At 42.0% G+C, this 20,339-nt stretch carries 35 protein-coding genes; 4 read left to right on the top strand and 31 right to left on the bottom strand.

Features of this window, described 5'->3' with window-relative positions; translation table 11 throughout:
• Positions 1–29: 29 nt before the first annotated feature.
• Positions 30–575, top strand: a complete 546-nt coding sequence (locus tag DLM76_RS17285) for a HAMP domain-containing protein (RefSeq protein WP_118957068.1) — start codon at positions 30–32, stop codon at positions 573–575.
• A gap of 159 nt (positions 576–734) precedes the next feature.
• Positions 735–1,442 (top strand): FecR family protein, encoded by a 708-nt coding sequence (locus DLM76_RS17280; protein WP_118966088.1) that lies wholly within the window; start codon positions 735–737, stop codon positions 1,440–1,442.
• 13 nt (positions 1,443–1,455) lie between these two features.
• On the opposite strand, the gene DLM76_RS17275 is transcribed toward DLM76_RS17280, so the two are convergent.
• Positions 1,456–2,349 carry a haloalkane dehalogenase gene (locus DLM76_RS17275; RefSeq protein ID WP_118965975.1) on the bottom strand — a complete coding sequence of 298 codons (894 nt, stop codon included), beginning with the start codon at positions 2,347–2,349 and terminating at the stop codon, positions 1,456–1,458.
• A gap of 225 nt (positions 2,350–2,574) precedes the next feature.
• Positions 2,575–2,757 (bottom strand): globin family protein, encoded by a 183-nt coding sequence (locus DLM76_RS17270; RefSeq protein ID WP_082293457.1) that lies wholly within the window; start codon positions 2,755–2,757, stop codon positions 2,575–2,577.
• 335 nt (positions 2,758–3,092) lie between these two features.
• Between DLM76_RS17270 and DLM76_RS17265 the strand changes: the two genes are divergently transcribed.
• Positions 3,093–3,587, top strand: coding sequence for a hypothetical protein (locus DLM76_RS17265; protein ID WP_118965974.1), 495 nt, complete (start codon positions 3,093–3,095; stop codon positions 3,585–3,587).
• Positions 3,588–3,600: 13 nt separating this feature from the next.
• Positions 3,601–3,888 carry a type II toxin-antitoxin system RelE family toxin gene (locus DLM76_RS22180; RefSeq protein WP_429946434.1) on the top strand — a complete coding sequence of 96 codons (288 nt, stop codon included), beginning with the start codon at positions 3,601–3,603 and terminating at the stop codon, positions 3,886–3,888.
• On the opposite strand, the gene DLM76_RS21960 is transcribed toward DLM76_RS22180, so the two are convergent.
• From DLM76_RS21960 to DLM76_RS17115, 29 genes are all read right to left on the bottom strand, one after another.
• Positions 3,885–4,085 (bottom strand): hypothetical protein, encoded by a 201-nt coding sequence (locus DLM76_RS21960; RefSeq protein WP_118966087.1) that lies wholly within the window; start codon positions 4,083–4,085, stop codon positions 3,885–3,887. The genes DLM76_RS22180 and DLM76_RS21960 overlap by 4 nt on opposite strands.
• Complete coding sequence (locus tag DLM76_RS17250; protein ID WP_118965972.1) at positions 4,040–4,474, bottom strand: M15 family metallopeptidase; 435 nt, start codon at positions 4,472–4,474, stop codon at positions 4,040–4,042. The genes DLM76_RS21960 and DLM76_RS17250 overlap by 46 nt, the downstream gene beginning before the upstream one ends.
• 3 nt (positions 4,475–4,477) lie before the next feature.
• The gene (locus DLM76_RS17245; RefSeq protein WP_118965971.1) at positions 4,478–4,930 is read right to left on the bottom strand and encodes a hypothetical protein; all 453 of its coding nucleotides are present in this window, start codon (positions 4,928–4,930) and stop codon (positions 4,478–4,480) included.
• A 3-nt stretch (positions 4,931–4,933) separates the two neighbouring features.
• The gene (locus DLM76_RS17240) at positions 4,934–5,365 is read right to left on the bottom strand and encodes a hypothetical protein (protein WP_118965970.1); all 432 of its coding nucleotides are present in this window, start codon (positions 5,363–5,365) and stop codon (positions 4,934–4,936) included.
• On the bottom strand, positions 5,365–5,727 hold the full coding sequence (locus DLM76_RS17235) for a hypothetical protein (protein ID WP_118965969.1): 363 nt from the start codon (positions 5,725–5,727) through the stop codon (positions 5,365–5,367). The genes DLM76_RS17240 and DLM76_RS17235 overlap by 1 nt, the downstream gene beginning before the upstream one ends.
• Entirely contained in the window at positions 5,720–6,085 is a 366-nt protein-coding gene (locus DLM76_RS17230) for a hypothetical protein (protein ID WP_118965968.1), read from the bottom strand. Before DLM76_RS17230 ends, DLM76_RS17235 begins: the two co-directional genes overlap by 8 nt.
• Positions 6,082–6,681, bottom strand: coding sequence for a hypothetical protein (locus DLM76_RS21955; protein WP_118965967.1), 600 nt, complete (start codon positions 6,679–6,681; stop codon positions 6,082–6,084). The genes DLM76_RS17230 and DLM76_RS21955 overlap by 4 nt, the downstream gene beginning before the upstream one ends.
• Positions 6,682–6,685: 4 nt before the next feature.
• A complete protein-coding gene (locus DLM76_RS17220; RefSeq protein ID WP_118965966.1) occupies positions 6,686–7,138 on the bottom strand; it encodes a D-Ala-D-Ala carboxypeptidase family metallohydrolase in 453 nt (150 codons plus the stop codon).
• A 10-nt stretch (positions 7,139–7,148) separates the two neighbouring features.
• Positions 7,149–8,216: a hypothetical protein gene (locus DLM76_RS17215; RefSeq protein WP_118965965.1), complete on the bottom strand. Its 1,068-nt coding sequence runs from the start codon at positions 8,214–8,216 to the stop codon at positions 7,149–7,151.
• The gene (locus DLM76_RS17210) at positions 8,216–8,908 is read right to left on the bottom strand and encodes a hypothetical protein (protein WP_118965964.1); all 693 of its coding nucleotides are present in this window, start codon (positions 8,906–8,908) and stop codon (positions 8,216–8,218) included. The genes DLM76_RS17215 and DLM76_RS17210 overlap by 1 nt, the downstream gene beginning before the upstream one ends.
• 3 nt (positions 8,909–8,911) lie before the next feature.
• A complete protein-coding gene (locus tag DLM76_RS17205) occupies positions 8,912–9,178 on the bottom strand; it encodes a hypothetical protein (protein WP_241548279.1) in 267 nt (88 codons plus the stop codon).
• A gap of 170 nt (positions 9,179–9,348) precedes the next feature.
• On the bottom strand, positions 9,349–10,002 hold the full coding sequence (locus DLM76_RS17200; protein ID WP_118965962.1) for a hypothetical protein: 654 nt from the start codon (positions 10,000–10,002) through the stop codon (positions 9,349–9,351).
• A 36-nt stretch (positions 10,003–10,038) separates the two neighbouring features.
• Entirely contained in the window at positions 10,039–10,620 is a 582-nt protein-coding gene (locus DLM76_RS17195) for a hypothetical protein (protein WP_118965961.1), read from the bottom strand.
• 6 nt (positions 10,621–10,626) lie between these two features.
• On the bottom strand, positions 10,627–10,812 hold the full coding sequence (locus tag DLM76_RS21950; protein WP_118965960.1) for a hypothetical protein: 186 nt from the start codon (positions 10,810–10,812) through the stop codon (positions 10,627–10,629).
• A 1-nt stretch (position 10,813) separates the two neighbouring features.
• The gene (locus DLM76_RS21945; RefSeq protein ID WP_241548278.1) at positions 10,814–11,533 is read right to left on the bottom strand and encodes a hypothetical protein; all 720 of its coding nucleotides are present in this window, start codon (positions 11,531–11,533) and stop codon (positions 10,814–10,816) included.
• Positions 11,534–12,036: 503 nt separating this feature from the next.
• Positions 12,037–12,600 carry a hypothetical protein gene (locus DLM76_RS21940; RefSeq protein WP_118965958.1) on the bottom strand — a complete coding sequence of 188 codons (564 nt, stop codon included), beginning with the start codon at positions 12,598–12,600 and terminating at the stop codon, positions 12,037–12,039.
• Between the two features lie 169 nt (positions 12,601–12,769).
• On the bottom strand, positions 12,770–13,903 hold the full coding sequence (locus DLM76_RS17175; RefSeq protein ID WP_118965957.1) for a replication initiation factor domain-containing protein: 1,134 nt from the start codon (positions 13,901–13,903) through the stop codon (positions 12,770–12,772).
• 193 nt (positions 13,904–14,096) lie between these two features.
• Complete coding sequence (locus DLM76_RS17170) at positions 14,097–14,489, bottom strand: DUF736 family protein (RefSeq protein WP_118965956.1); 393 nt, start codon at positions 14,487–14,489, stop codon at positions 14,097–14,099.
• On the bottom strand, positions 14,482–14,670 hold the full coding sequence (locus DLM76_RS17165; RefSeq protein WP_118965955.1) for a hypothetical protein: 189 nt from the start codon (positions 14,668–14,670) through the stop codon (positions 14,482–14,484). Before DLM76_RS17165 ends, DLM76_RS17170 begins: the two co-directional genes overlap by 8 nt.
• 246 nt (positions 14,671–14,916) lie before the next feature.
• Entirely contained in the window at positions 14,917–15,087 is a 171-nt protein-coding gene (locus tag DLM76_RS21745; protein WP_167450789.1) for a hypothetical protein, read from the bottom strand.
• Positions 15,088–15,092: 5 nt separating this feature from the next.
• Positions 15,093–15,239 carry a hypothetical protein gene (locus DLM76_RS21600; RefSeq protein ID WP_158586396.1) on the bottom strand — a complete coding sequence of 49 codons (147 nt, stop codon included), beginning with the start codon at positions 15,237–15,239 and terminating at the stop codon, positions 15,093–15,095.
• Between the two features lie 2 nt (positions 15,240–15,241).
• On the bottom strand, positions 15,242–16,039 hold the full coding sequence (locus DLM76_RS17155) for a hypothetical protein (protein ID WP_118965953.1): 798 nt from the start codon (positions 16,037–16,039) through the stop codon (positions 15,242–15,244).
• A 156-nt stretch (positions 16,040–16,195) separates the two neighbouring features.
• The gene (locus DLM76_RS17150) at positions 16,196–16,462 is read right to left on the bottom strand and encodes a hypothetical protein (RefSeq protein ID WP_118965952.1); all 267 of its coding nucleotides are present in this window, start codon (positions 16,460–16,462) and stop codon (positions 16,196–16,198) included.
• Between the two features lie 72 nt (positions 16,463–16,534).
• Positions 16,535–16,945, bottom strand: coding sequence for a hypothetical protein (locus DLM76_RS17145; RefSeq protein WP_241548277.1), 411 nt, complete (start codon positions 16,943–16,945; stop codon positions 16,535–16,537).
• Between the two features lie 28 nt (positions 16,946–16,973).
• Positions 16,974–17,183: a hypothetical protein gene (locus DLM76_RS21930; protein ID WP_118965951.1), complete on the bottom strand. Its 210-nt coding sequence runs from the start codon at positions 17,181–17,183 to the stop codon at positions 16,974–16,976.
• Between the two features lie 175 nt (positions 17,184–17,358).
• On the bottom strand, positions 17,359–17,727 hold the full coding sequence (locus tag DLM76_RS17130) for a hypothetical protein (RefSeq protein ID WP_118965949.1): 369 nt from the start codon (positions 17,725–17,727) through the stop codon (positions 17,359–17,361).
• Positions 17,724–18,107 carry a hypothetical protein gene (locus DLM76_RS17125; RefSeq protein ID WP_118965948.1) on the bottom strand — a complete coding sequence of 128 codons (384 nt, stop codon included), beginning with the start codon at positions 18,105–18,107 and terminating at the stop codon, positions 17,724–17,726. The genes DLM76_RS17130 and DLM76_RS17125 overlap by 4 nt, the downstream gene beginning before the upstream one ends.
• A 351-nt stretch (positions 18,108–18,458) precedes the next feature.
• Positions 18,459–19,454 carry a hypothetical protein gene (locus DLM76_RS17120; RefSeq protein ID WP_135581847.1) on the bottom strand — a complete coding sequence of 332 codons (996 nt, stop codon included), beginning with the start codon at positions 19,452–19,454 and terminating at the stop codon, positions 18,459–18,461.
• 106 nt (positions 19,455–19,560) lie between these two features.
• A complete protein-coding gene (locus tag DLM76_RS17115) occupies positions 19,561–20,307 on the bottom strand; it encodes a S1 family peptidase (RefSeq protein ID WP_147455804.1) in 747 nt (248 codons plus the stop codon).
• Between the last annotated feature and the right edge of the window lie 32 nt (positions 20,308–20,339).

The following is a 20,339-nucleotide window of genomic DNA, read 5'->3' as shown; positions in this document are numbered from 1 at the left end:
ATCGGGAAATTTAGTCCCGAGGACCTTGCATGACACAGAACGACCCCGGTAAAAAAAGAATTTTCAGCAATTACATTATCGACCGGGACTTCCAACTCAAGTTTTTATTGAATTATTCTCTGCTGATCGTTTTCGGCTTACTCTTAACCGTGGGATTTCTCTATTGGCTGAACTACACGAAGTTCGATAAGGGAGTCGTTTTCCGTTTGAGAAACGATCCGGTCAAGGTGTATCAAAAGGGATTCGAAGATCAGAACGGAGTGGAAAAGGAAAAGTTCGTGGAACGCGAAATCTTTCTGCCGGATTACGATCACAGACTGGACATGTTTACGATTCAGGTGAACGGAATTCTTCTTTTATCCGGTTTGTTTCTCGGAATGACCGCGATCTTTACGGTGATCTATTCTCACAAAATGGCCGGACCGGTTTACAATATCAAAAACCATCTCAAAAAAATGGCGGCGGGCGAAGAACCCGTTAAGAAGATCAAGATCCGCAAAGGCGACGAGTTTCAAGAACTCGCCGATCTTCTCAATCAAGTCATCGAAAGAAGAATCAACAACGGCAAAGGCTGAATTTCTCCCGAGCTCCCTTACGCCCGATCGTCTTACGATTGAAACGTCGACGTAAGGGAGCTCGGATATAGAAAGAAGTTTGATCTTTGCGAGAACCGATCTTTCAAACCGGGAAATTTATTGTGGATTTTTTCAAGAACCCGTGTAAATTTCTCCGGTATGATTCGTAAGGTTTTCTTTTTTCTTTCTATCCTTTTCCTTGTCCCTCAAGTCCTATCGGCCGACGAAGAAGTTGCGATCGCTTTATTCGTCACGGGAAAAGTTCAGTATTCTCAAAGCGGTAAAACGGAAGCGCTGAAAAAGAACACGGTTCTTACCAAAACCGCAAAGGTCGAAACAGGAGACGGAAAGGCCGATCTTCAGTTAGGCGCGAACGCCGTGATCCGTTTGGCGCCGTTTACGAAAATCGAAATCGCGGAACTCTTGTCCGATAACTCTAAAAACACGGCCAAAGTGACTTTGGTTTCCGGAAAACTTTTCGCCAACGTTCAAAAATCGAATAAGAAGGAAGATCTTCAGGTTAGCTCCACATCCTATACCGCAGGCGTTCGAGGAACTCAGTTCGTCATCAGCGAAGAGAAGAACAAGGCTCCCCGCAACGAAGATTCGGACATACCCGACGGAGTTTTCGTGAATGAAGGTGAAGTTGCCGTCAATTCTTCCTCGGGTGGGGAATTGGATTTGAAAACGGGAGAACAAGCCTCTTGGAACGGCAAGGAGCTTCTTCTCGAACCCTTAAAGGAATTCATGAAGGAAAAGATGAAGATCATCCAAAACTTCAAAGCGATCAAGGCCGAGAATTATCAGATGCTCAAGGATCAAAAACTCAAAAACAAAGAGCTTCTGGAGAATTTTCCAAAATCGTAATATTCAATTTATCTTAAGGATTGGCCGAGATAAAGGTTTTTACGACTTCGGCCAATTCTTCCCCTTTGTCCTCCTGTAAAAAATGTCCTCCGTTGGCGATCGTGACGTGTTTTTGTCCTTTCGCACCGGGAATCAACCTTCTAAAAAAGATATCGCCTCCCTTTGTGATCGGATCGCTGTCGCTGAACGCGGTGAGAAAGGGTTTCCTCCAAGTTTTTAGAATCTCCCAAGCCTTTCGATTCGCTGCAGATGCGGGATCGTCCGGCGTGATCGGAACCAACGCGGGAAACTTCCGCGCAGCCGCCTTGTAGGTTTCGTCGGGATAGGGAGCGTCGTAAGCCGCTACGATTTCTTTCGTGAGTTCGGAGGCGCAACCGTTTTTTACGATCGTTCCGATGGCCAGTCGTTTCACGTTCTGCGAAAAGTGTCTCCACTTTAAGAAGTCCTCTTTGGGTGGAATATCGCCCGTCGGTAAAAACGTGTTGGCCGCCACGATTCTGGAAAAGCGGTCCTGATTTTCCGCCGCGAGTCGAAGTCCCAAAAGTCCGCCCCAATCTTGACAGAACAGAGTGATCTTTTTCAGATCCAGTTTTTCCACGAATTCCTTTAACCAATCCATATGCGTTTGGTAGGTGAAAAAATTCGGATCGTCGGGTTTGTCGGATTTTCCGAAACCGATGAGATCGGGAGCGATCACTCGGTAACCCGCGGCTGCAAGCGGGGGAATCATCTTTCGATAGAGATAGGACCAGGACGGTTCTCCGTGGAGGAGAAGAACGATTTCGCCTTTGCTGTTTCCTTCTTCAACATAATGCATTCTCAGATTTTGCACTTCCACATAGTTGGGTTTGAAATTGTATCCGGGCAGATTTTCAAAAGCGGAATCCGGTGTTCTTAGAATTTGCATGGGACAGCAGGATCTTTTACACATTCAATCGGGGAAGCATTTTTCTCGGAGTTTGTCGATTAATGAGGGAGCTGCTTGCACAAGGCGTTGAGAATTTAGTACCTTTTAAACGAGGAAATGAGGGACTTCCGATAATGTATCTTATGTCTCTTGAAATTATGAGCCAGATTTTGTCTCATTAAATCGTAAAACAAAAATACGTATTACCGGAAGTTTTCATATTCATCACCGGTTTTTTGCAACCAGCGACCGTTTATCGTAGAATTCTGCTTTTTCGATAATTGCAGATTCGACGATGTCTTTTATAACAGGTTTAGCACCAGTCGCTTTTTTAAATGCTTCTACAAGTCGACTAATGGATTCTTCACTTACGTGAATGTTTCGAGTTTTTTCGGCCGCCATTTCCATGTATCACCCCCTCTTTCTAAGGATGAGATTTTTCTATATTTTTGAGCAGAAAAGTCAATACAAAAATCTCGAAAGTATAGAAAAATATACTTAGAATAAATTCAACGGAGTCCGCGGATCGGGTTTCTTAATTAGAGATCGTTGAACCTTGTGTTAGGAAACAGCCTTTCGTCTAAATGGTCCCAAATTTAGAGCAGAATGGACCGTATTGCGAATACTTGAAGGTTTAGGATAGGACAAAAATGTCGTATTTTTACTTGCATTTTTGCAAACACTGCCGACTAATACTGTACAAGGATTTGACTGGTTTAAACCAGTCAGTTCGGTAAATCCCAATGTCAACAGCCACTGTCTTAAAATCAAATACTTTAAAACTGGTTCCTTTCGTAGTGGAAATGGAAACTCGTAAAAATACAATTTCGAGTCCAGTCTCAAAAGCATTTCGAATCTTTCTTTTTCCCTTTATTCCATTTTTGCGATTGCTCGATAAAGTATTTCCGATAACAGAAACTCTTATCGACTATTTTTATTCATTAGAAAAGCGACTCATAGAAAATCTCGAAAATTATGCTAATGTGTTGCATTTAATGACTATTGAACAATGCGATAGTGAATATCATAGATTTATTAACATTTTAGAAGTATATGAAAGAATTCTAATTGAAATGCGTGATCGCCTGCAATCGCAATCGGGTTCTCATTTTGAACAAAAACACTATGAGCTTTTAATTCAAATTGTAGAGAAGATGAGATCGATCGAAGCAACTCTTGATTTACTTTCGATTCCTGAAACACGGGAAGTTCTATTCAAAAGATTAAACGCGGCTTAATTTAAAAAGGCATATTGTTCTGTCTACACATTCCTTTTCAATAGCCAACGAAAATATTATAGATAAGGAAACAAAGAACTTTCCGAAGCCAGATAAAGAAATGGTAGATGTTGCCATTAAAGATTTGAAGAAAAATGGTTTAAACAATCTTAATATAACGCCAACTACCGGAAAATTCAAGGGCGCATATCGGTATAAATTAAAAAAAGATTATAGAATAATCTTTTACATCGACGAGATTAAAAAAGAAATCACTATTGAACGAATTGGTCAACGAGAAGGTGTTTACAAAAATCGTTAAGCCCACTTTAAACGACCCCCGAGAATCAAAATCAAAAGAATCGAAATCATAAGCAAGACAACCGGAGTCAACTGTTCAAAAGCTTTGTTCATACAAAACTCGGTTGCTTTTTCTTCCAACCAATCGAACGGCCAGAAACCAAGTTCACCGCTTAACGATTCAGATAAATTAGAATGAGAACTGCAATTACAAGCCATACCCAATAACCCCCATCGATGATTTTTTCTTTGAGAGAAAGTCCTTTACTCCAATTTCTGATTTGAAAGTGCGGAGGATCGGAAGCCTTCCAGGTAAGTCCCCATTCAATTTCCGGGTGATTTACTAGTACCGCTTCGATCCGTTTCCGGTCCCTTTCTGCACTGAATCCGTTTATATCAAGCGCGCGCCCGTATTGATGAGCGGAAGAACCCGGAGGAGCCGCCGGACAAGATCCGGTTCCGGCTCTGCAAGCCGCGTAAAGTTTCGCTTGTCTTGCGACCGAACGACGAGACTCGTAAACATAAACGGAAGGAAGATTCTTTTTTAGATCCCGAAAGAAAGATACAAGTCTCGGATCGACCTTTTCTAAAGAGTTTACGACGGCCATACGTTACCGTTTTCTCTTTCCGAGAATGTCGTCTCCAAAGATCTTCCAAGCGATAAAGACAGAGACTCCAACGATTAGGATCGTTTTGAAGTCCTTGAAAAGTTCTTCCGCTTCTTGTTTGAGACGTTCGGGAATGATCGGGATGTTTGTTCCCTTCGTATCGTAGTCATAAGTTCGAACTGCGTTTGAAAAATTCGGTATCTGCGAATTTGCTTTAGAAAAAATTCGATTGAATTCAGAAATCTGCGGATCTTTGGAATAGATTGTAAAGGAGAGTTGTTCTCGGTAAACGGTCCCCGTTTGAACGATAAAAGAGACTCTACGTTTCTCCGGTTCTTCCAGGAATCCATAGAAAAGCCGCAGCGTTTCGGGAATGTTTACCGTCCCGGAATAACCGGACCAATCGATGACGTGCCTAACGTCACCGGAAGGTTTGTAGATTCCATCGAAGGCCAAAACTTACCGCCTTTTCTTTTTGCCAAACTTCGCGATTACGATAACGGCAACGATTGCAATTCCAACATACAAGAGCGTATTGTCTTCTTTTTTCTCAGGAGTAACGGTTCCGGTCGTAGTTGTCGGAGAAGGAGGCTTTGGAGGGTCCATTCCGCCGGTTCCCGGTGTCACATTTCCACCCGTAACGACCGGTGGTTTTGGCTGGGAAACGGGTTGAGAAACTGCATTCGTAATTTTGAATTTTGTAGTATTCAATCTTTGGAAATCTTGGATAAACTTCCCGATTTGTTCTTGCGCTTTGCTCTTATCCGACGGAAGCAAAAAGGACATTCTTTTCGCGTCCGGGTTATGAAGAAAGCCGGAGTAACCGGAAGGTTTGGCGACGGTTCCCCCCGAACCGGTGGAAGAATAATAAATATAGTAACGATCAGCCATTATTTTAACACTCCTAAGAAAAGGATCAAGAGAACGATTCCGATGATGATATAGGAAATCGGAACACCTTGTTTAGAAATTCCGAATATTGAAAGAGGAACTTCAAACGGATCAAAGGAACCCAAAACTTCCATATTCAAAGTTACGGCTTCCTCGACAAGACGCAACACTTGAGTTTTTGGCTCGGTCTCGTCTGGGACCATATAGACACCTTTGATTTCAGGATGATTCGGAACTTCGAATCCCTGCCAAAGATCGTTTAAGCCATACGCTTCAAATTTTTCGAGGAGAGTATTTTCTTTTTCGATACTCCAATTTTTAAGACGGAAAAGATGAACTTTCAACGCACCGGGATTAGGCATCTTCCTTTCCTCCCTTAGTAAAATTTGAAATCAAAGAAAACAAAGAGAAGGACTTAAATTTAAGAACGAGTAACGCAATGAGTCCCATGACAAAAAGAGAGATATACAGCCATTTGTTAAAAAGGTAGTCTCTCCATTTGTCCGCAAGACGAGACTCCGAAACCCCTTTGTCTAAAAGTTTCTTACTCTCTTTAATGACCTCTTTCACAAACGTTTTGTCTTCTTCGGAAATGTCTTCGGAATCGGAAACGATTTGATCGACTCTATCTAAGCCAGCCTTGTTCTTTTCAACTTTAGATTGATACGAAGCACAAGAGAGAAGGGACAAGATAAGGAAGAATGATAAAAACTTTTTCATCTTCGTTTCCTTACATTGACGGATTTAGAATCAGAACGAGACAAAAGTTTTCTCACATCGATTTCGAAGTCTTTTAATTGTTTCCCTTTAAAAGCCAGGACCAAATAAACGCCGTTGTTTGCTTGAACGTCTTCGATAATCTCAAAAATACAATTTGCAGAATAGGGGTTTACCAAAAGCGTATTAGTGAAATCGAGTTCGAGAGAACGAGATTCAATCGAAAGTTCCCTTACCGACGAAATGATATTTTCTAAAAGGTCTTTTAATCCGTCTTCGGTTCTCGTTCTCATATACGAGGGAAATTTTAAAGAGATACCTTTCTCCGAAGATTGAAAGTCAACAGACGTAAAAAAAAGTCCTCGGATTAAATTAAGAGAGGCGTTTAGAGTAGGTTGGACCTCCTCCCCTATTCTCTCCGAGGTTTTTTTGAGTGAAAGCGTGCGTAAGGCTTCTTCGATAACAGCCGGATTTCTATACCAAAGAAGTCCCACACCCGCAAGGAGTAAGAATGAAAAAAGAAAAAATAGAACAAGAAGGACTCTAAAGATAGAACCCTCGTTTAAGAATTTTAAAATTTCGATATATACGGTTTCCACGTTCTTATCCTATTGAAACCCTTTGGTATTTCATCTTTCCGGAAACACCGAACGCATTTAGAAATTCTTTCTTTGGTTTAACTCCTTTGGGAGCGATCGAGACGTGAACCCAGGTCGCGCCCGAAGTGGTTCCTTCGTTTATCAACTGATGAAACGGAAGATCCAAATCAACGATCTTCTTGCAGATTTCAGACTTGCTCATTCCTTTGATTCCAAAGTCTACCGCCTGTCCTTTTGTGTGTTGGCTCGTTGGGGAACCTTTGATTTTACGATTGATCTCCGGGGAACGGTATCCCGAGGAAATGCTGATTGGAAGTTTTACGTTTTCGTAAAGAGGTTCCAGAATCGTTTCGCAGAGAACTTTTAGGTTCCCGATTGCGTTTTCATCCGGCGAATTCTTTAATCCGGTTTCCGTGATAGTGAGTTGTTCTAATGTAAAATTTTTGGAAAGATTCATAATGAATTCCTTATATATATTCAACTTCGATTCTAAAGTAAAACGGTTCGTCGATCGGGTTTGCGGTGAAATAGAATACGTTTAAGTTATTTACTCCCGCTTGAATAATTCTGGCCGGATAGTTGTTCGTTATATCAAAGGCAAACATGACACCGGCTTCGGTTAAATACGAAACAGAAGCACGAAGAAGTTTGAAATTGGAAGCGATATTTCCGGGGATTCCGTGAGCGAAGGACTCACCGGAAAAACCGTTTGTCGCATATCTCAAAAAGGTTTCTTTAAAGTAAGGGGTTCCGTCTTCTAAGAACCCAGCCGCATACTTTCCGTTGTATTGAACCCCATTCCCTACCGCGAAATTTATATCTTGATCGAGTGGGTTTGTAAGACCGCCGCCCGGACTGTCCGGAAGTTGCGATTCTAACTCGAAAACAATGTCGTCTATTTCCAGTTTGGTATAATAGCTTTCGTTGTGGTCGTGATTTTCGAACGAGTTCCAAAGTGCGATTTCTAAATCGGAAACAAAACGATGATCTTCGTCCTCAATTACTTCCAAGGCCGGAATGTTTCCCACGTCTCTTTTGTCTGAAAGAGCTAAATCGATTTCGGGTTTTGTATAATAACTTCCGTTGTGATCATGCTCGGAAGGTGGAAACTCATCGGGAAGATTTTGGATACTCGCCCAATCAATAAAAGACGAAGTGATTTGAATCCAATTTACAAGGGCGGTTGAGTCGTCCAAGGCTAAGATAAAAAAAGCGGGACCGGGAAGGTCCGTTCTGATTGCAATGTCCCCGCGTTGTGCGTTTAAAGAAAGCATCGAACTCTCACTCGAAACGACAAAAACGTCGCTGATTGCGAGGGATGGAATGAGTGATACCGGAATCTTTCCGGTATCTGGATCGACCGTAATTACGGAAGTTCCCGGGTTTCCGAATAAGTCATTCAGTGGAAGAAATGAATTTGGAAATTCATCTTCGATTTCTTCATGGTAAAGAATCCAACCATGACCGGCGTCGAGTTCTAAAATCCAACTGTTACCGTTCTCAAATTTGTTTGGTTCGAACTCTATCCAAGACATTATTCTTCCCTAATATTCAGAGATATGATCGATGAAACGGAAATTTTGGAAGAGGTTTGAGAAAGGCTTACAGGCGTTGGACTGGAAGCATACGGTAAGATGACTAAGTATTCAGATTGTTCGGGAATCCGAACCTCAATGTTAGAATCTAAGTGTTCCGTAAAACTACAGTGATAGAATTTCCGAAGTCCGGAAAAAATAGTTCTTCCGGTATTGTATCTTGGAGAAAATAGAAAATTGTAATCCGGCGCGAAGGTTTTGAATTCAACGATATTTTGAGGGATCTTGTCAAGATCCGAATCCACTGTCAAATCAATCCCTTGCGCGACGTCCGTATCGTTTACCAGCGTTCCGTCAAATCTCAATTCGGAAGAAGAGAGTTCGGACGAACTAAATTCCTTTATAAACTGATAGAGGGTTTTTTCACCCGTAACAAAGAAGTTCAGGGTTTGAATGGGAAGATACGACTTTCGAACGTAGCTGTAATTCTGGGAAAGGGATGCTAAAACTTTCGTGATCGTTTGAATCCGGTCCGGTTTCAAAGCGATCATTATCGCCGAGAACTTCATAATTCCCGGCAATCCGTATGCAGATTTTTGAACGTCTTTTTCTAAAAGGACATTATCCGTCGAAGGGTTGAGAATGTTGGAAACCGAAAAGATCGATTTTTTAGATACAAATCGGCTGTCCATCGATTACTTTTTGTTTTCCCCAAGATAGTCTTGAGCAAAGAAAGAAACCGCAACGTCACCCGCCGCTATGTCCCCACCTCTGGCAGAAATGGAAATTTCGATTTCCTTGTTCCCAGAAATGATGTAATTTACAGGAAGAGTTTCCGAAGAGTCCGCGGAGTCGCGAGCGTCCCCCAAAATTCCGACCTGAGTTGCGCCATACATTACGTCGGGCTGGCCGGTGAGTTTGATCGTAATCAAGGATTTTGAATTCGCTTGATTGAATTTCATTCTCATGCCCCAACAGATTACGGGTTTTGAACTTGGATTTTTGATAACAAATTTCTTTGTCTCGTTATTCGTAATCGCTCCCGATTCGTTCGAAAGAATGTATTGTGCAATTTTTTCTTTGTTCATGGTTTTCTAATATACCCGGAATTTCTTCCGGGTTTTTCTTTTGATTATCTGGAAACTTTGTTGCCGGACATTTCGTTTTCGGTTCCGATTCGAACAAGGATTTTGTAATCCTGGATCAAAGTAGAAATTGTGGGTGCGTTTTCCATCGGGCGAATTTCGAGAGAGAAAACCTCGTCACGAACTGGAATCGGCTTCTCAAATGGAATCACGAGCTGACCGGAACGTTTCATCCAGATCGAATCCGACTTTCTCGGAACGGCTTGAATGGCCGGACGAATCGCAAAACCGGAAGGGGAACCGACATCGGTCGTCTTGAAGATGATCGGAAGGGGTTCCAAGAGAGTCGAAACAAGATCCTCGTGGATCGTTTCGTTTCCGATTTTAAACTCCATTTCGTGGGTATTTCGGAAAATCTCGAGGGCGTTCAAGACGTCCACGTTCGCGGAATCAAACTGCAAGATCCCGTAGTCGTTCGCAACAAGCTGAGCGTGCATAACGATCACGGTTCCTTTTTTTGTCGGAAGAGGACTGTCCCCTTTGGCGTGGTTCAAAACAAGCGTATTGCTTGCTTGAAACAACTTGATCGAGGAACCCTTGAGGTTCGCGGTCGATACGAGGGTTTTTTGATAAAAGTCTTTTTGAACGGTTACTTGTTTTCCCGTTTTGTCTTTTGTTTTTATATTGCGAGTTCTTCTCATTTTGTTTTTACCTTGAAAAATTTAAAAAAAATTCCTTTATACCATTCCGCCGGAAAGACTTAGCTCTCCCTCTTCGTCGCCGAAAAGATCGGAATCCTCATCCCCTGCAAGACCCTCTTCCGTACTAGTCACGCGGCCTTCGTCCTCTGTGTCTCCGTAAAGCCCGGATGGAGAAGCGGGAGTTTTTTCGTCTGTTTGAATCAAACTGACCTCCGCGTATTCTTCTCCGTTTACGCTGATTGCGTTTGCGAAGTTTTGCAGTTCTTCAACCGTATCGAATTGGATCTCTTGTCTATCCCCGGAAAGAGAAACCCCGAACACTTTGTTCGCGATTTTTTTGTCAGTAGACTTTTCCTCATCGAGCAGCTTCAAGATTCCCAGGATGAGCATCAAAAAAGCGCCCATGAATGCGTAAGGCTTGTATTCGTTTTTCTTTACGACGAAAGCCGAAATGAGTGCGATCACGATCGGGATAGCGATCGGTCTTAGCTTTTTCTTTGTATCCAAGGATTCCGGAACAAAGTTTTGAGCAAGGTTCGACGCTGAAAAAGTGGCGGCTCCGATTGCGATACCGATCCAAGTCTTTTGATTAAAGTTTTTTAATATTGTCTTGAGCATCTTCGTTTACCCGTAAATCTTTCGATTCAGTTCTGCGTCGGTTTTCTTGCGTCTTTCGAATTCGGATTCCCGAGACTTGTTTTTTTTGTCAATGTCCGCGAGCCTTTCCAAATACTTCTTTTTAGTTTCAGGGCTTGCGCTCCGTTTCGGTTTCTTTGGGTATTTAAGTTTTTTAGGTTTCCTTAATGCCATGTTACTTTCCTTTAAATGCGATAAATAGAACGATTGCGATCACGACGGCAATACCGCCATACATAAGCATTTTGTTATCTGCTGGTTTTGTTTCGGGAGTAGTTGCCCCGGCGTCATTGGAACGATACGAGACACTGAGTTTTCCCTCGGAAGTTTTAGATACTGCCGGTTTTGAAAAACTTGGATTTGGTGAAACCGCTCGTTTGACTGGTTGCGCTTTTGCTTGAGGTTTGAAGATATTTGAAAGGGCGTTCATTTGAGCGAGTTTAGCGTCGCTTTTTAGTTTTGCTTTTCGTTCGTTTCTTGCGTCGAGTGCGCCAACGATGGAAGTGATTCCTTGAACTCCACTTTGAACCGCCGCCATTTGCGGGAAAAAACCAAGTTCGCCGTTCATTTCCTCTTCGGTATATTCTGTTTCTTGCATGGATTCTTCCTCTGGTAAAGATTCCGGTTCGGGTTCCAAAGATTGCTCTTCGGAGATTGTTTCCTCCGAATAGGGTTCCTCCTCCTGAATCGGTTCCTCTTGTGGTTCTTCTTCCGGCATTTCGCCCCCTGCCCCACCTTGAGAAAGGGATTGCAGAACGTCCGGCAATGCTTGCGCCACATTCCCGAGACCTTTACCGACATCTTTGAGCGCCTTTCCTCCGGCCTTCATAATGTCCTTTCCGACTTTGCCGTAACTCTTCACCAAACCTTTTCCGGCTTTAGCGACCGATTTCACGGCACCACTCGCGGATTTCGTAACTGCTTTTACAGCCTTTCCGATATTCGGAGCTTTGATTCTAATGTTTGGAATTTTAGGAAGTCGGATCGGTGGAAGTTTGAACTTGAATCCTTTGAAAAGTGAAGCGAGTCCGAATCCCGCGAGTTCGTCCCCGGCTAAGGCGATCGGAAACGCGTCGTCATGGATGTAATTTCCGAGGTGGATTAGGTTCGGTGAGTCTTCTCCTGAAAGTTGAGACTCGGAAGGTGAAAAGTATTCGAATCCTTCTAAAACAAAATCTCCGAGAAGTTCGTCCCCTTGAAGTTCTTGAGTAGGAATAAACTTTCCGTAGACTCGGAGGATTTGGAAATCTTCCGGTAACGTTTCGTTTTCGTCCCCTTCCAATGTCAGTCGATTACTCATATTCTAAAAAAAGAATAACAGAGTTCAAAAAAAGTACAAGAGCGTAATTTAAGTTTGTATTATATAGGTTTCAGACAAGTCTCACACAAGTCCCGTTTTTAGAATTTTTTTATGAAATCGGAAAGATAGAACTCTCTTCGGTAGTTTTCTCCGTAGAGTTTTTTTCCAAAGCTGCAACGACCCGAATAAGTGGCGTCCGCAGAATTCCAACGTCCTGAAATTTGTATCTCCGGGTAAATGTGATGCGGCTTAATACTTTTTCCACAGACGACCGCGCGACAAGGAACTCCGTTGTAAATCGCCCACGCGAGAATCGGAATTGTTTTGTCGTCGCAGTCTCGAATTGGAAAGTCTGCTTCCTTTGTATATTTAAACCGACTTACAGTTTCAAGTCCTTCCGGATCGGCGATATACGGAAGGGATCGAACAAAGTTATAAAGTTCGAAAATACTTTTGTCTTTGAACTCCCCTAAGTCGTTTGGATATTGATAAGCGAAGCGGAAAATATCGGAAACCGTATCGACAAAACTTTCTAACGAACTCAGGGCCGGTTTTAGATTTTGAAATTGATTCGGATTTTTTTCGATATACTGCAAAAGATTTTTTACAGAAGCGTGATTTGCTTGTGGGGTCTTAGAAAGAAGTTCTGAAAGCGAATTCATGCAAATATGAAAGCACAGAATGAAAGAAAAGTACAGTTCCGGAAAAGTTTTTTTGATTTAGATCGATTTCAAGGGACTGACAGGACTCGAATAAGTCCCATTCAAGTCCCTTTTTTGAAGTGATAAGTCCCGAACAGGTCGCAAACAAGTCCCGAATGAGTCCCTTTTGCTAAAAAGGAATTTCGTCGATAACCTCTTTGATTATTTTTTTCGATTTTTTCTCTGCGAAATCTTCTTTCAGTCGTTGGTATTTTTTGTTTCTCTCAAATTTTTCTTTTCCTTCGAGTTTCAAATCCTGAAAGTATTCGTCTCCATGAAGATCGGACATTAAAAAGACCGCACCCGAAACTTGATTTTTTAACCAATGGTCAATGTCTTCGAGTCCAGTTTCGTATTTCGGCAATCCGATCTTTTCACCTTGGCTTTCTCGAAGAAATTCAGTCCACCACTTGCAAACTCCCCAGTGTTCTTTTCTCCTGAGTCTTAAATAATAATGACCGAGGTCGTTTACTCTCTGAGTATAAGTCGGTTCCAAAAATTTTAGATAGTAGAACGCGGTTCTTGCAAACGATCGATTTTCAAAAGTAGCACGTCTGGGATCTTTGATCTTTACCGTTCTTTCTAAAATTTCCCCTGTCTCTGGATCGACGTTCCAAGTAGGATTGCAATACTGATCAGAGGCGTCACCCGTGAGCTGGAATTCTAATCGATTCCAAATTGGATAAGCACACTCCGGACCGACTTGAAGTTTCTTGTCATAGATCCGTACGAAGACGCTGCTTTTCCGCATTGCGCCGATATAAATTGTATAACCTAATTTCCCGAGTTTAGGGTCCGTAAATAGAGAACCGGTTTTTATCTTGTCGCCAACCGCTTCGAATTCACTAAAACCCCGGAACCGTGTTAAAACTTCTTTCCGATCCAGTTTTTCAAGGATCAAAGGTAGGTCCAGGCGTCCGTCAAAATCGTCTTGTGCCAAATCGATTCGAGTAAACCGCCCTTTATGTTTGATCGCCCCTTGAATCAGTTCGGAAAGGTTCTCTGTTGTGGATCCAAAATTAAAAAGAGCCTTCGCGGAAAGCGAAACGTAAATTTTCTGACTCTTACGATTCGGCGAGAAAGCGCCGAAAACGTCTCCACGAGTCCGGAAAGTATGCGTGTGACCCGTATTGTATCCCTTTTCTTCAATCTCGATGCTTCCAAATACGCTTTCTAACCAAGACCAAGCCTCATCCGTATATTCCACCGTGAAAGAAAGCCAGTCAATGAAGGGTTGTTTAAGATAGTCGGGTATGAAATCCATGATTCGATTTGATTCCTCAATCTGTTTGATTTAGTTAAAATATTTTGGAGTTAGCGGGGGGGTGTTACTCTCCCCCCTCCGCCCCGGAAAATCCGGGCATAAAAAAAACCGGAGGACGTTCCCGTCCCCCGGCCTGCCTGTGATGGGCTTTATTCCCTTAGCGTCCCCGCCATACAAATAAAGCCGTTTGTTTTCAGAACGGAACACCGTCGGAAAGATTCTCTTCTGAAGGTTTTTTCTCGGATGGTTCCGAATACGAAACGTTGTATCGTCCTTGCGTTTCGTTGTCTGGAAAAAGAGCAAAATTCAGCTTGCCTTGTGGACTCAAGGGGGCCACAATCTCGCAAGAAAGGTATTCTTTAGATCCACTCTTAGAAATCTTTTTCCATGCGGCTCCCGCTTGATTCTTCGCGTAGTAAACTAAGAAATCAGGCGCGGAGTCCTTGGCTTCCGGTGCGTTCTTTTTCGAATTCTCTACAACGTAGAATTCCATCTTTGGAGAAAACGGAAGGTTTATTTCTAAGTTGAAAAACTTCTTTCCGCTCTTATCCGCCTTTTCTTCCATGAAACCGAGAGTCTTAGACATTCTTTTTACCCTCGTCGCTCATCGATCTAACCGCATCCGCCAAAAAGAAAAAAGACTCTTCATCTAAGGTTAGATGAATGTTGGCCTCGTCTTTCGGGATAAAGATGTCGTATTTTGTAACGTCATCTTGAACGTATCTTTTTACCGATGCTCTCGGCTTCTTCTCATTTTGGGTTTCCATTTTCTTTCTCCTTAATCTTTAAAAGATTCCTTTCCTTGCCTCTCGGCTACCGCCTCGGGATTTACAGGATTGCCATTCCTGGCAGTCGTTTTGTGAATCTCCCCCCACTCCGGTCGGAATTGTTCTCGCGGAATAAGCGTTCCGCAAAACACCGCGTAAAGTTCACGATACCAATCCTTCCCGTCGCCTTTCGGAACATACCGAAGTTTTCTGGGACGTTGTTTCCTTGGATCGTAAACGTAAGCGTTAGCCATTGGCTCCGGGAAGATTTTCCTTGATTTTACTCGCCGCTCCACTGACCTCTAAAGCCGATGCGATTTTTTCAACGGCTTTAGCGTCTATGATCGCTTGGTCTTTTACGTCCACGACGATTACAGTTCCGTCTTCCATTACGATATTGATGGACTTAATTTTCATCTTTGTTACTCCTCTTTAAGTTTTTCTAATGCTTGTCGAATTTCTTCCGCTTCTTGTTTGGATATTAACAGAGTCATTTTCGGGAAAACTAAACTCAAGATAGCGGTTAAGACTTTGATCTTATATTTCAGTTTTTTAATTTCGTTTTCCATTTCTAAACCTCTTTACCAAGTAATTCTAAAAGTCCGCCTTTTCCTGAATCAGCCATTGAACCCATGACCGACTTTATCATCGGAGCTAAAGCGGAAAGGTCGAATCCTCCGCCCGCTCCGGGAATATTCGGAATTTCTAATCCAAGAACTTTTCCGATCACAGATAAAACGATCGGGTTTTCGAGTGCTTTGTTTAAATCGATTCCTTCCGAAGAAGATCCGCTTTTCAATTCTCCTCTGACTCGGCTTTCAATCGCTTTTGTGAGTTTGATTCTCTCTGTCTCTAAGAGTAATTGATTGTTCTTTGTGATCTCTAATTTGTATTCCCAATCCTTATTAATTCTATCGATCTCCGCTTTGTGGGATTCATTGAGTCTTTTGATTTCAGCTTCGAACGTTGAGCGGAGAGAACTCAATTTCACTTCCCACAGCTCGCGGTCTTTCTCGTGAGAAACCTGGTCTTGCTTGCGAAGTTCTAAAAGAATGCTTAGGTTAGGATCTTTTGATGATTGAGATTCAGCGTTTTGTAAGACTGGAAGTTTGATTTCCTCGCCAGCTTCTTCTTTGTTCGGAACATTGAATTCAAAATTGGAAAGTGATTTTTCACCTTCGTCCGTGACTTCAAAAACTTCCGCTTTATATACACCGGAAGGAAGGTTGTTCGGAATCGAGAGCTTCTTAATCGAAAAAGTCATCGCCGCTTTTATGTGTAAAAATTCGATTCGATAACTTGAATCCGGACTCGTACTAGTCGAAAGGTTCGCCAAAAGTTTTCGAGCCGTCTTTAAATCCAGAGTCATTGCTTCCCTCTGAACGCGCCTTCGGTCAGTGCTTTGCGAATCGTTTTCGTTGAAACTGTCTTTCCCGAGGCTGTCTTTGGAAGACGCTTCGCTATATCTGTTTTCGTGTATCCTCTGCGAGCGAGGTCTTTGACTTCCGCGACAAAGTCAGTGGTTCTAATTACTTTCGGCATCCCTATTTCCCCTAAGCACATTGCAGACATGCTTTTCATCTTCAAAATGATAACGTTTACACTTTTCGCATTGAATGAACTGAAACGCGTTCTGACTTCCTTCTTGTTTTTGGCCCTGCGTTAAATAAGCGGTGAAGCTGGCCGATGCGTTTCTAATTCCGTTTTCCAGCTCTTCTTGAATTCGGCTCTTTACGATCCTAAAGAGTTTTCCGAATTCTTCTTCGATGATCTCATCTAAAAACTTGCTCACGGTTTCCCTTCTTTCAAGTTTGCCCTGTGGTCGAGATAGAAAAGTCCGAAGACGAAAAACGAACCAACGATTTCAATTAGAAGGAGTTCCATATGAACTTTCCTCTTTTGATATACGAATTCTCAATTCAACTTGATTAATCAAGGATTCAAGATCTCTCCCTATGACATAGTAGTCCGGTGAACCAAAGTTCTCTTGAAAAATCCTATCTAAAATTTGATCGTGAAATTTTAAGGATTCGAGAAAACCCTCTAACTTATACGCAAGATCTCCGGGAGCGTTAGCAAAAATTTCAATTGTTTCTTTCTTAATTCTATCTTCTTCCTCTTTCGAAAATTTAATCGGACCGGAAAAGCGAACTTGATCGGGAGGAAGATTGAAGAGTTGAGAGTTTCGAAAATCTCTATACGCATCCTTTGAAATAACAGCGATCAAGGTGACTAACGCACCAAAAGCAAAACTCATAAAAATTGTTGTTATCATTTTAGTCCTCTTTATGTCTCATTATACTTTAAAAAAACTTAATCTTTCCAGGAGGAAGGATGCGGCTCTTGTATCCGGCCGTTATACAGATTCGGCAACGACCTAAAGAGTAAAGAACTGTGACTGCTCTTCCACAACCCGAACAAGTTCTAAGTTGGGTTTGACTTCCAGGTTTTACCTCTGGAAGTCCTTTTGCTTTTAGTTCCTTATTCAATTCGTTCACGAAGTCTTTTTCCATTTACTCCACCCTGATAATAGTCCTAACAGGCCAACGAAGAAAGCCGATGAATACCAGGAGAGTGAGGTAAACAGCAAAATTCCTTCATGTGGATTCGGACTTAGTGATTCAATGCAGAATGAAAAGAAGAAGCCGACCGCCATTCCTAAGAAAATAAAAAGTAGAAACTCTATCTTCATGCTGAAATATACTCCGGTTTGTTGATTCGAACGAGGTTGCGAATCGCTTGTCTGACTCGATTGATTGCAATTCGTTTTTCAGGATTCGTTTCTCCTGAAAGAACCAGATCAATGTTAGCCGATTCTCTTCCGTTGGAAAAATGAATGAGGATTGTTCCAGCTTGCTCAGTCGCTCTTTCTGCATCTGGGCATGAAGAGCAAACGACGGCCCAGGCAATCCCTGGGCTTAAATCGTGCGCGAAGTTCTTGAAGACTTTATGAGTCTGCAAATATCCTTTTACATGGAGTGTAAGCATTTCGGATTCGAACTTGTGAGCGTAAAACGAAATGTTACCGTGAGAGAACTCGATTGAAGTTACTTTCATTTCCTTGTCCCCTTTCTTTTGGATTGGTCAACATCCATGCAAAATTGGTAATACATGGTTACGGAAGTTCGTATGATTTCTTCGAGGTTCTTTCGAGCTGACTCTTTGATTGCCTTCCCTATTGCGTCGATGCTATCGGAATCATCGAACGTTTTCAATGCGACTTGACCGCGCTGAAATTTGTCTTTGATGTCTGAGGCTTGCGTAATAATCGATCCGACTTTTCCGGACCACCAGTTGAGAGAACCGGGTTTAAATTCACCCTCTTCCCGGCTTGAGAGTTTTATTAAGGCTTTTTCACGGGCAGTTTCGAAGGATTCGGCTAATTGTAAAAATTGCTCTTTGGATGTTAATTGTGAGGTAGGTTTGTTTCTTGCCATACGTTATTTAGATTTTTCATGGCAAAAAACCGGTTCATTGAATCATATTAAAATAAAATGATTTTATAATGCGACGATAATTGGACTTCCTCTTTTGTATCTTATGTCGCATTATGAAATTTACCAAGATGAACGTCTCCATACAAGATGTATTAATAAATCTAACATATCCAGGACTGCGTTCGTAAAATAGATCTTACACAAACGTTCAGAGACTTCTTCAAAACCAACCCGTTCAATTCTTTCCTATACAATCGAATTGAGAATGAAAAATAATTTTGAAAGATCCCCAACCTGATTCATTTTTCGAGGCGGGGATCCGGTACAAATTGAATTTCTCGTTCTCGAATTTTATTTTACGGTAACCGTACAATCACCGGTCATTTTGCTTTCGGAGTCGATTTTGAAATCACAAGCGACATCGTACGTAAATTTGTCGTTATTGTATGTTCGAGAAACGCTAACGTTTCCTCCTCCGACGGATCCTGAAACCGCAACGGTTCCCGTTAACGTATCGACATATCCCGCTTTAAATTTAAAGGCGCTATTGGAAAAAGTCGGGTTTTCCGTTATCGTTACTTTGCTCGTAATTTGCATATCGACATTGCTCGTAACATTTACAGTCTGAGCAGCTCCACCGTTGATTGCGAGATTGGAAGACTTCGTAACATATTTTTCCAGATACTTAATAACGGAAGTATTAGTCGCCATATCCATACTAACCATTTCTAAGTTATAGTCTCCGCTCACATTTAGATCGCCGGTTGTAATAGAAGTTGTTAGACCTGGAAAATTAAACCAATCGTTGCTTTGAGACGCGCACTTGTTCATCGTTAAATTCCCGTCCATGTTCATTTTGAACGATAATCCAGCGCCGCTCATGTTGGCCGTATAAGAGACTTTCATTTTGTCCAACGTCATCGTTCCGGAATTACTCCCCCCGATCGTACAATCCGTCGTTCCATTGAGTGTCGCCGTGCAGGAAGTAGTATTGCATGTTCCCGATTCTTTGGTAAGGCTCGTTGGAAAGGAACGAACTTGGCTTTGCAGAGCCGCTAATCTTGACTTACTTTGGATATAAGCTGTCAGATTTTTCCTTTCGATTTTTGGAATCTTAAAATGAAAATTCGAAGCGACTCCGCCCTGAATCCCTGTGCTGATCGAATTCGATATTCCGGAAACGGCCGTTCTGACTTGAGCGCTCGTTTTTGTAGCGTTTAGATTTGCGCTAGCTACGACTCCAAGAAGCATTAATGCATTTTTGTCATCGGACTTGTCTTCTTTACAAGTAAAGAACTGTAAGGTTAGAATAGTTATTGAAACTATCTTAATAAACTTGTTCATCATCAAATACCAAAATCCTTATAAGCAATTTAAGGCTGTGACTTTAAGAAAACTATATCGATTTGTCAAATAATAATTTCCTACTTAAAATTAATTTATCGGATGAAAATTAACGTAAGAAAACTTTAATATATCCGTAAGGAATTATTAAACCGACTTGACTTCCTTCATTGATTCCAATCGAAGAGCGTACCATCCCTATTGCCTGTCCATTTTCCAGAAATACGCATGCGCCGCTTGCGCCGGGAAAGGCGATTTGGTTTACTTGGATAAACGGAATACTAGGATACGACGGATCAAATTGAATTCTATTTACATGCGAAATGTAACCAAAATAAATTCCCGGAGTTCCCCCATACGCGCCCGTCCAGGAGAACACCTTCAGCCCTTCCGACAATTCCGAACGGTCAACGAAGTCTAATGCCTCTGTCGGGAAAACATCGGAATTTTCCTTAAGTTGTAAGGACGCTAAATCAAATTTTTTCTCTACCTTAAGTAATGTTACTTTATAAAAATCTTTTGCATTGTACGAGACGAAAGTCTCATCGTAAAGATCGCGAAGCAAATGCTCTGTGGTCAATATCAGATTGTTTCCGATAACGCATCCGGTTCCTAAGGGTGCGAGATTTTTATCTCTGTAAATCAGCACGGATCTGTTTTTTTTATCGTCCCATTTTCCTAAAGATTCTTTAGCAGGTTGGCCGCAATGAAGCAGCGAAAGAATGAAAACGAGGGTATTATACAAAGGAAATAAATTTTTTCGTAGTAACATTTCTGGGCCTGATTCGGTAAAAACCAAAATAACATCTCCAGGTCCAGTCGGATATTTCCTTCCGTCAAAAATCGTTTCAATCACATCACGATGGTTTGTAATGTGATTGAAATAAA

Source organism: Leptospira yasudae, from assembly GCF_003545925.1.
GTDB classification, from domain to species: Bacteria; Spirochaetota; Leptospiria; order Leptospirales; family Leptospiraceae; genus Leptospira; species Leptospira yasudae.
Note: the sequence above shows the minus strand (reverse complement) of the source record. Positions and strands in the feature narration are given on the sequence as shown.

What these genes read in the sequence shown, in the direction of transcription:
- DLM76_RS17285 (WP_118957068.1), top strand. Translation starts at nt 30, where the DNA reads ATGACACAGAACGACCCCGGTAAAAAAAGAATTTTCAGCAATTACATT.
- DLM76_RS17280 (WP_118966088.1), top strand. Translation starts at nt 735, where the DNA reads ATGATTCGTAAGGTTTTCTTTTTTCTTTCTATCCTTTTCCTTGTCCCT.
- DLM76_RS17275 (WP_118965975.1), bottom strand. Translation starts at nt 2,349, where the DNA reads ATGCAAATTCTAAGAACACCGGATTCCGCTTTTGAAAATCTGCCCGGA.
- DLM76_RS17270 (WP_082293457.1), bottom strand. Translation starts at nt 2,757, where the DNA reads ATGGAAATGGCGGCCGAAAAAACTCGAAACATTCACGTAAGTGAAGAA.
- DLM76_RS17265 (WP_118965974.1), top strand. Translation starts at nt 3,093, where the DNA reads ATGTCAACAGCCACTGTCTTAAAATCAAATACTTTAAAACTGGTTCCT.
- DLM76_RS21960 (WP_118966087.1), bottom strand. Translation starts at nt 4,085, where the DNA reads ATGGCTTGTAATTGCAGTTCTCATTCTAATTTATCTGAATCGTTAAGC.
- DLM76_RS17250 (WP_118965972.1), bottom strand. Translation starts at nt 4,474, where the DNA reads ATGGCCGTCGTAAACTCTTTAGAAAAGGTCGATCCGAGACTTGTATCT.
- DLM76_RS17240 (WP_118965970.1), bottom strand. Translation starts at nt 5,365, where the DNA reads ATGGCTGATCGTTACTATATTTATTATTCTTCCACCGGTTCGGGGGGA.
- DLM76_RS17235 (WP_118965969.1), bottom strand. Translation starts at nt 5,727, where the DNA reads ATGCCTAATCCCGGTGCGTTGAAAGTTCATCTTTTCCGTCTTAAAAAT.
- DLM76_RS17230 (WP_118965968.1), bottom strand. Translation starts at nt 6,085, where the DNA reads ATGAAAAAGTTTTTATCATTCTTCCTTATCTTGTCCCTTCTCTCTTGT.
- DLM76_RS17220 (WP_118965966.1), bottom strand. Translation starts at nt 7,138, where the DNA reads ATGAATCTTTCCAAAAATTTTACATTAGAACAACTCACTATCACGGAA.
- DLM76_RS17215 (WP_118965965.1), bottom strand. Translation starts at nt 8,216, where the DNA reads ATGTCTTGGATAGAGTTCGAACCAAACAAATTTGAGAACGGTAACAGT.
- DLM76_RS17210 (WP_118965964.1), bottom strand. Translation starts at nt 8,908, where the DNA reads ATGGACAGCCGATTTGTATCTAAAAAATCGATCTTTTCGGTTTCCAAC.
- DLM76_RS17205 (WP_241548279.1), bottom strand. Translation starts at nt 9,178, where the DNA reads ATGAAATTCAATCAAGCGAATTCAAAATCCTTGATTACGATCAAACTC.
- DLM76_RS17200 (WP_118965962.1), bottom strand. Translation starts at nt 10,002, where the DNA reads ATGAGAAGAACTCGCAATATAAAAACAAAAGACAAAACGGGAAAACAA.
- DLM76_RS17195 (WP_118965961.1), bottom strand. Translation starts at nt 10,620, where the DNA reads ATGCTCAAGACAATATTAAAAAACTTTAATCAAAAGACTTGGATCGGT.
- DLM76_RS21950 (WP_118965960.1), bottom strand. Translation starts at nt 10,812, where the DNA reads ATGGCATTAAGGAAACCTAAAAAACTTAAATACCCAAAGAAACCGAAA.
- DLM76_RS21940 (WP_118965958.1), bottom strand. Translation starts at nt 12,600, where the DNA reads ATGAATTCGCTTTCAGAACTTCTTTCTAAGACCCCACAAGCAAATCAC.
- DLM76_RS17175 (WP_118965957.1), bottom strand. Translation starts at nt 13,903, where the DNA reads ATGGATTTCATACCCGACTATCTTAAACAACCCTTCATTGACTGGCTT.
- DLM76_RS17170 (WP_118965956.1), bottom strand. Translation starts at nt 14,489, where the DNA reads ATGTCTAAGACTCTCGGTTTCATGGAAGAAAAGGCGGATAAGAGCGGA.
- DLM76_RS17165 (WP_118965955.1), bottom strand. Translation starts at nt 14,670, where the DNA reads ATGGAAACCCAAAATGAGAAGAAGCCGAGAGCATCGGTAAAAAGATAC.
- DLM76_RS21745 (WP_167450789.1), bottom strand. Translation starts at nt 15,087, where the DNA reads ATGAAAATTAAGTCCATCAATATCGTAATGGAAGACGGAACTGTAATC.
- DLM76_RS21600 (WP_158586396.1), bottom strand. Translation starts at nt 15,239, where the DNA reads ATGGAAAACGAAATTAAAAAACTGAAATATAAGATCAAAGTCTTAACC.
- DLM76_RS17155 (WP_118965953.1), bottom strand. Translation starts at nt 16,039, where the DNA reads ATGACTCTGGATTTAAAGACGGCTCGAAAACTTTTGGCGAACCTTTCG.
- DLM76_RS17145 (WP_241548277.1), bottom strand. Translation starts at nt 16,945, where the DNA reads ATGATAACAACAATTTTTATGAGTTTTGCTTTTGGTGCGTTAGTCACC.
- DLM76_RS21930 (WP_118965951.1), bottom strand. Translation starts at nt 17,183, where the DNA reads ATGGAAAAAGACTTCGTGAACGAATTGAATAAGGAACTAAAAGCAAAA.
- DLM76_RS17130 (WP_118965949.1), bottom strand. Translation starts at nt 17,727, where the DNA reads ATGAAAGTAACTTCAATCGAGTTCTCTCACGGTAACATTTCGTTTTAC.
- DLM76_RS17125 (WP_118965948.1), bottom strand. Translation starts at nt 18,107, where the DNA reads ATGGCAAGAAACAAACCTACCTCACAATTAACATCCAAAGAGCAATTT.
- DLM76_RS17120 (WP_135581847.1), bottom strand. Translation starts at nt 19,454, where the DNA reads ATGATGAACAAGTTTATTAAGATAGTTTCAATAACTATTCTAACCTTA.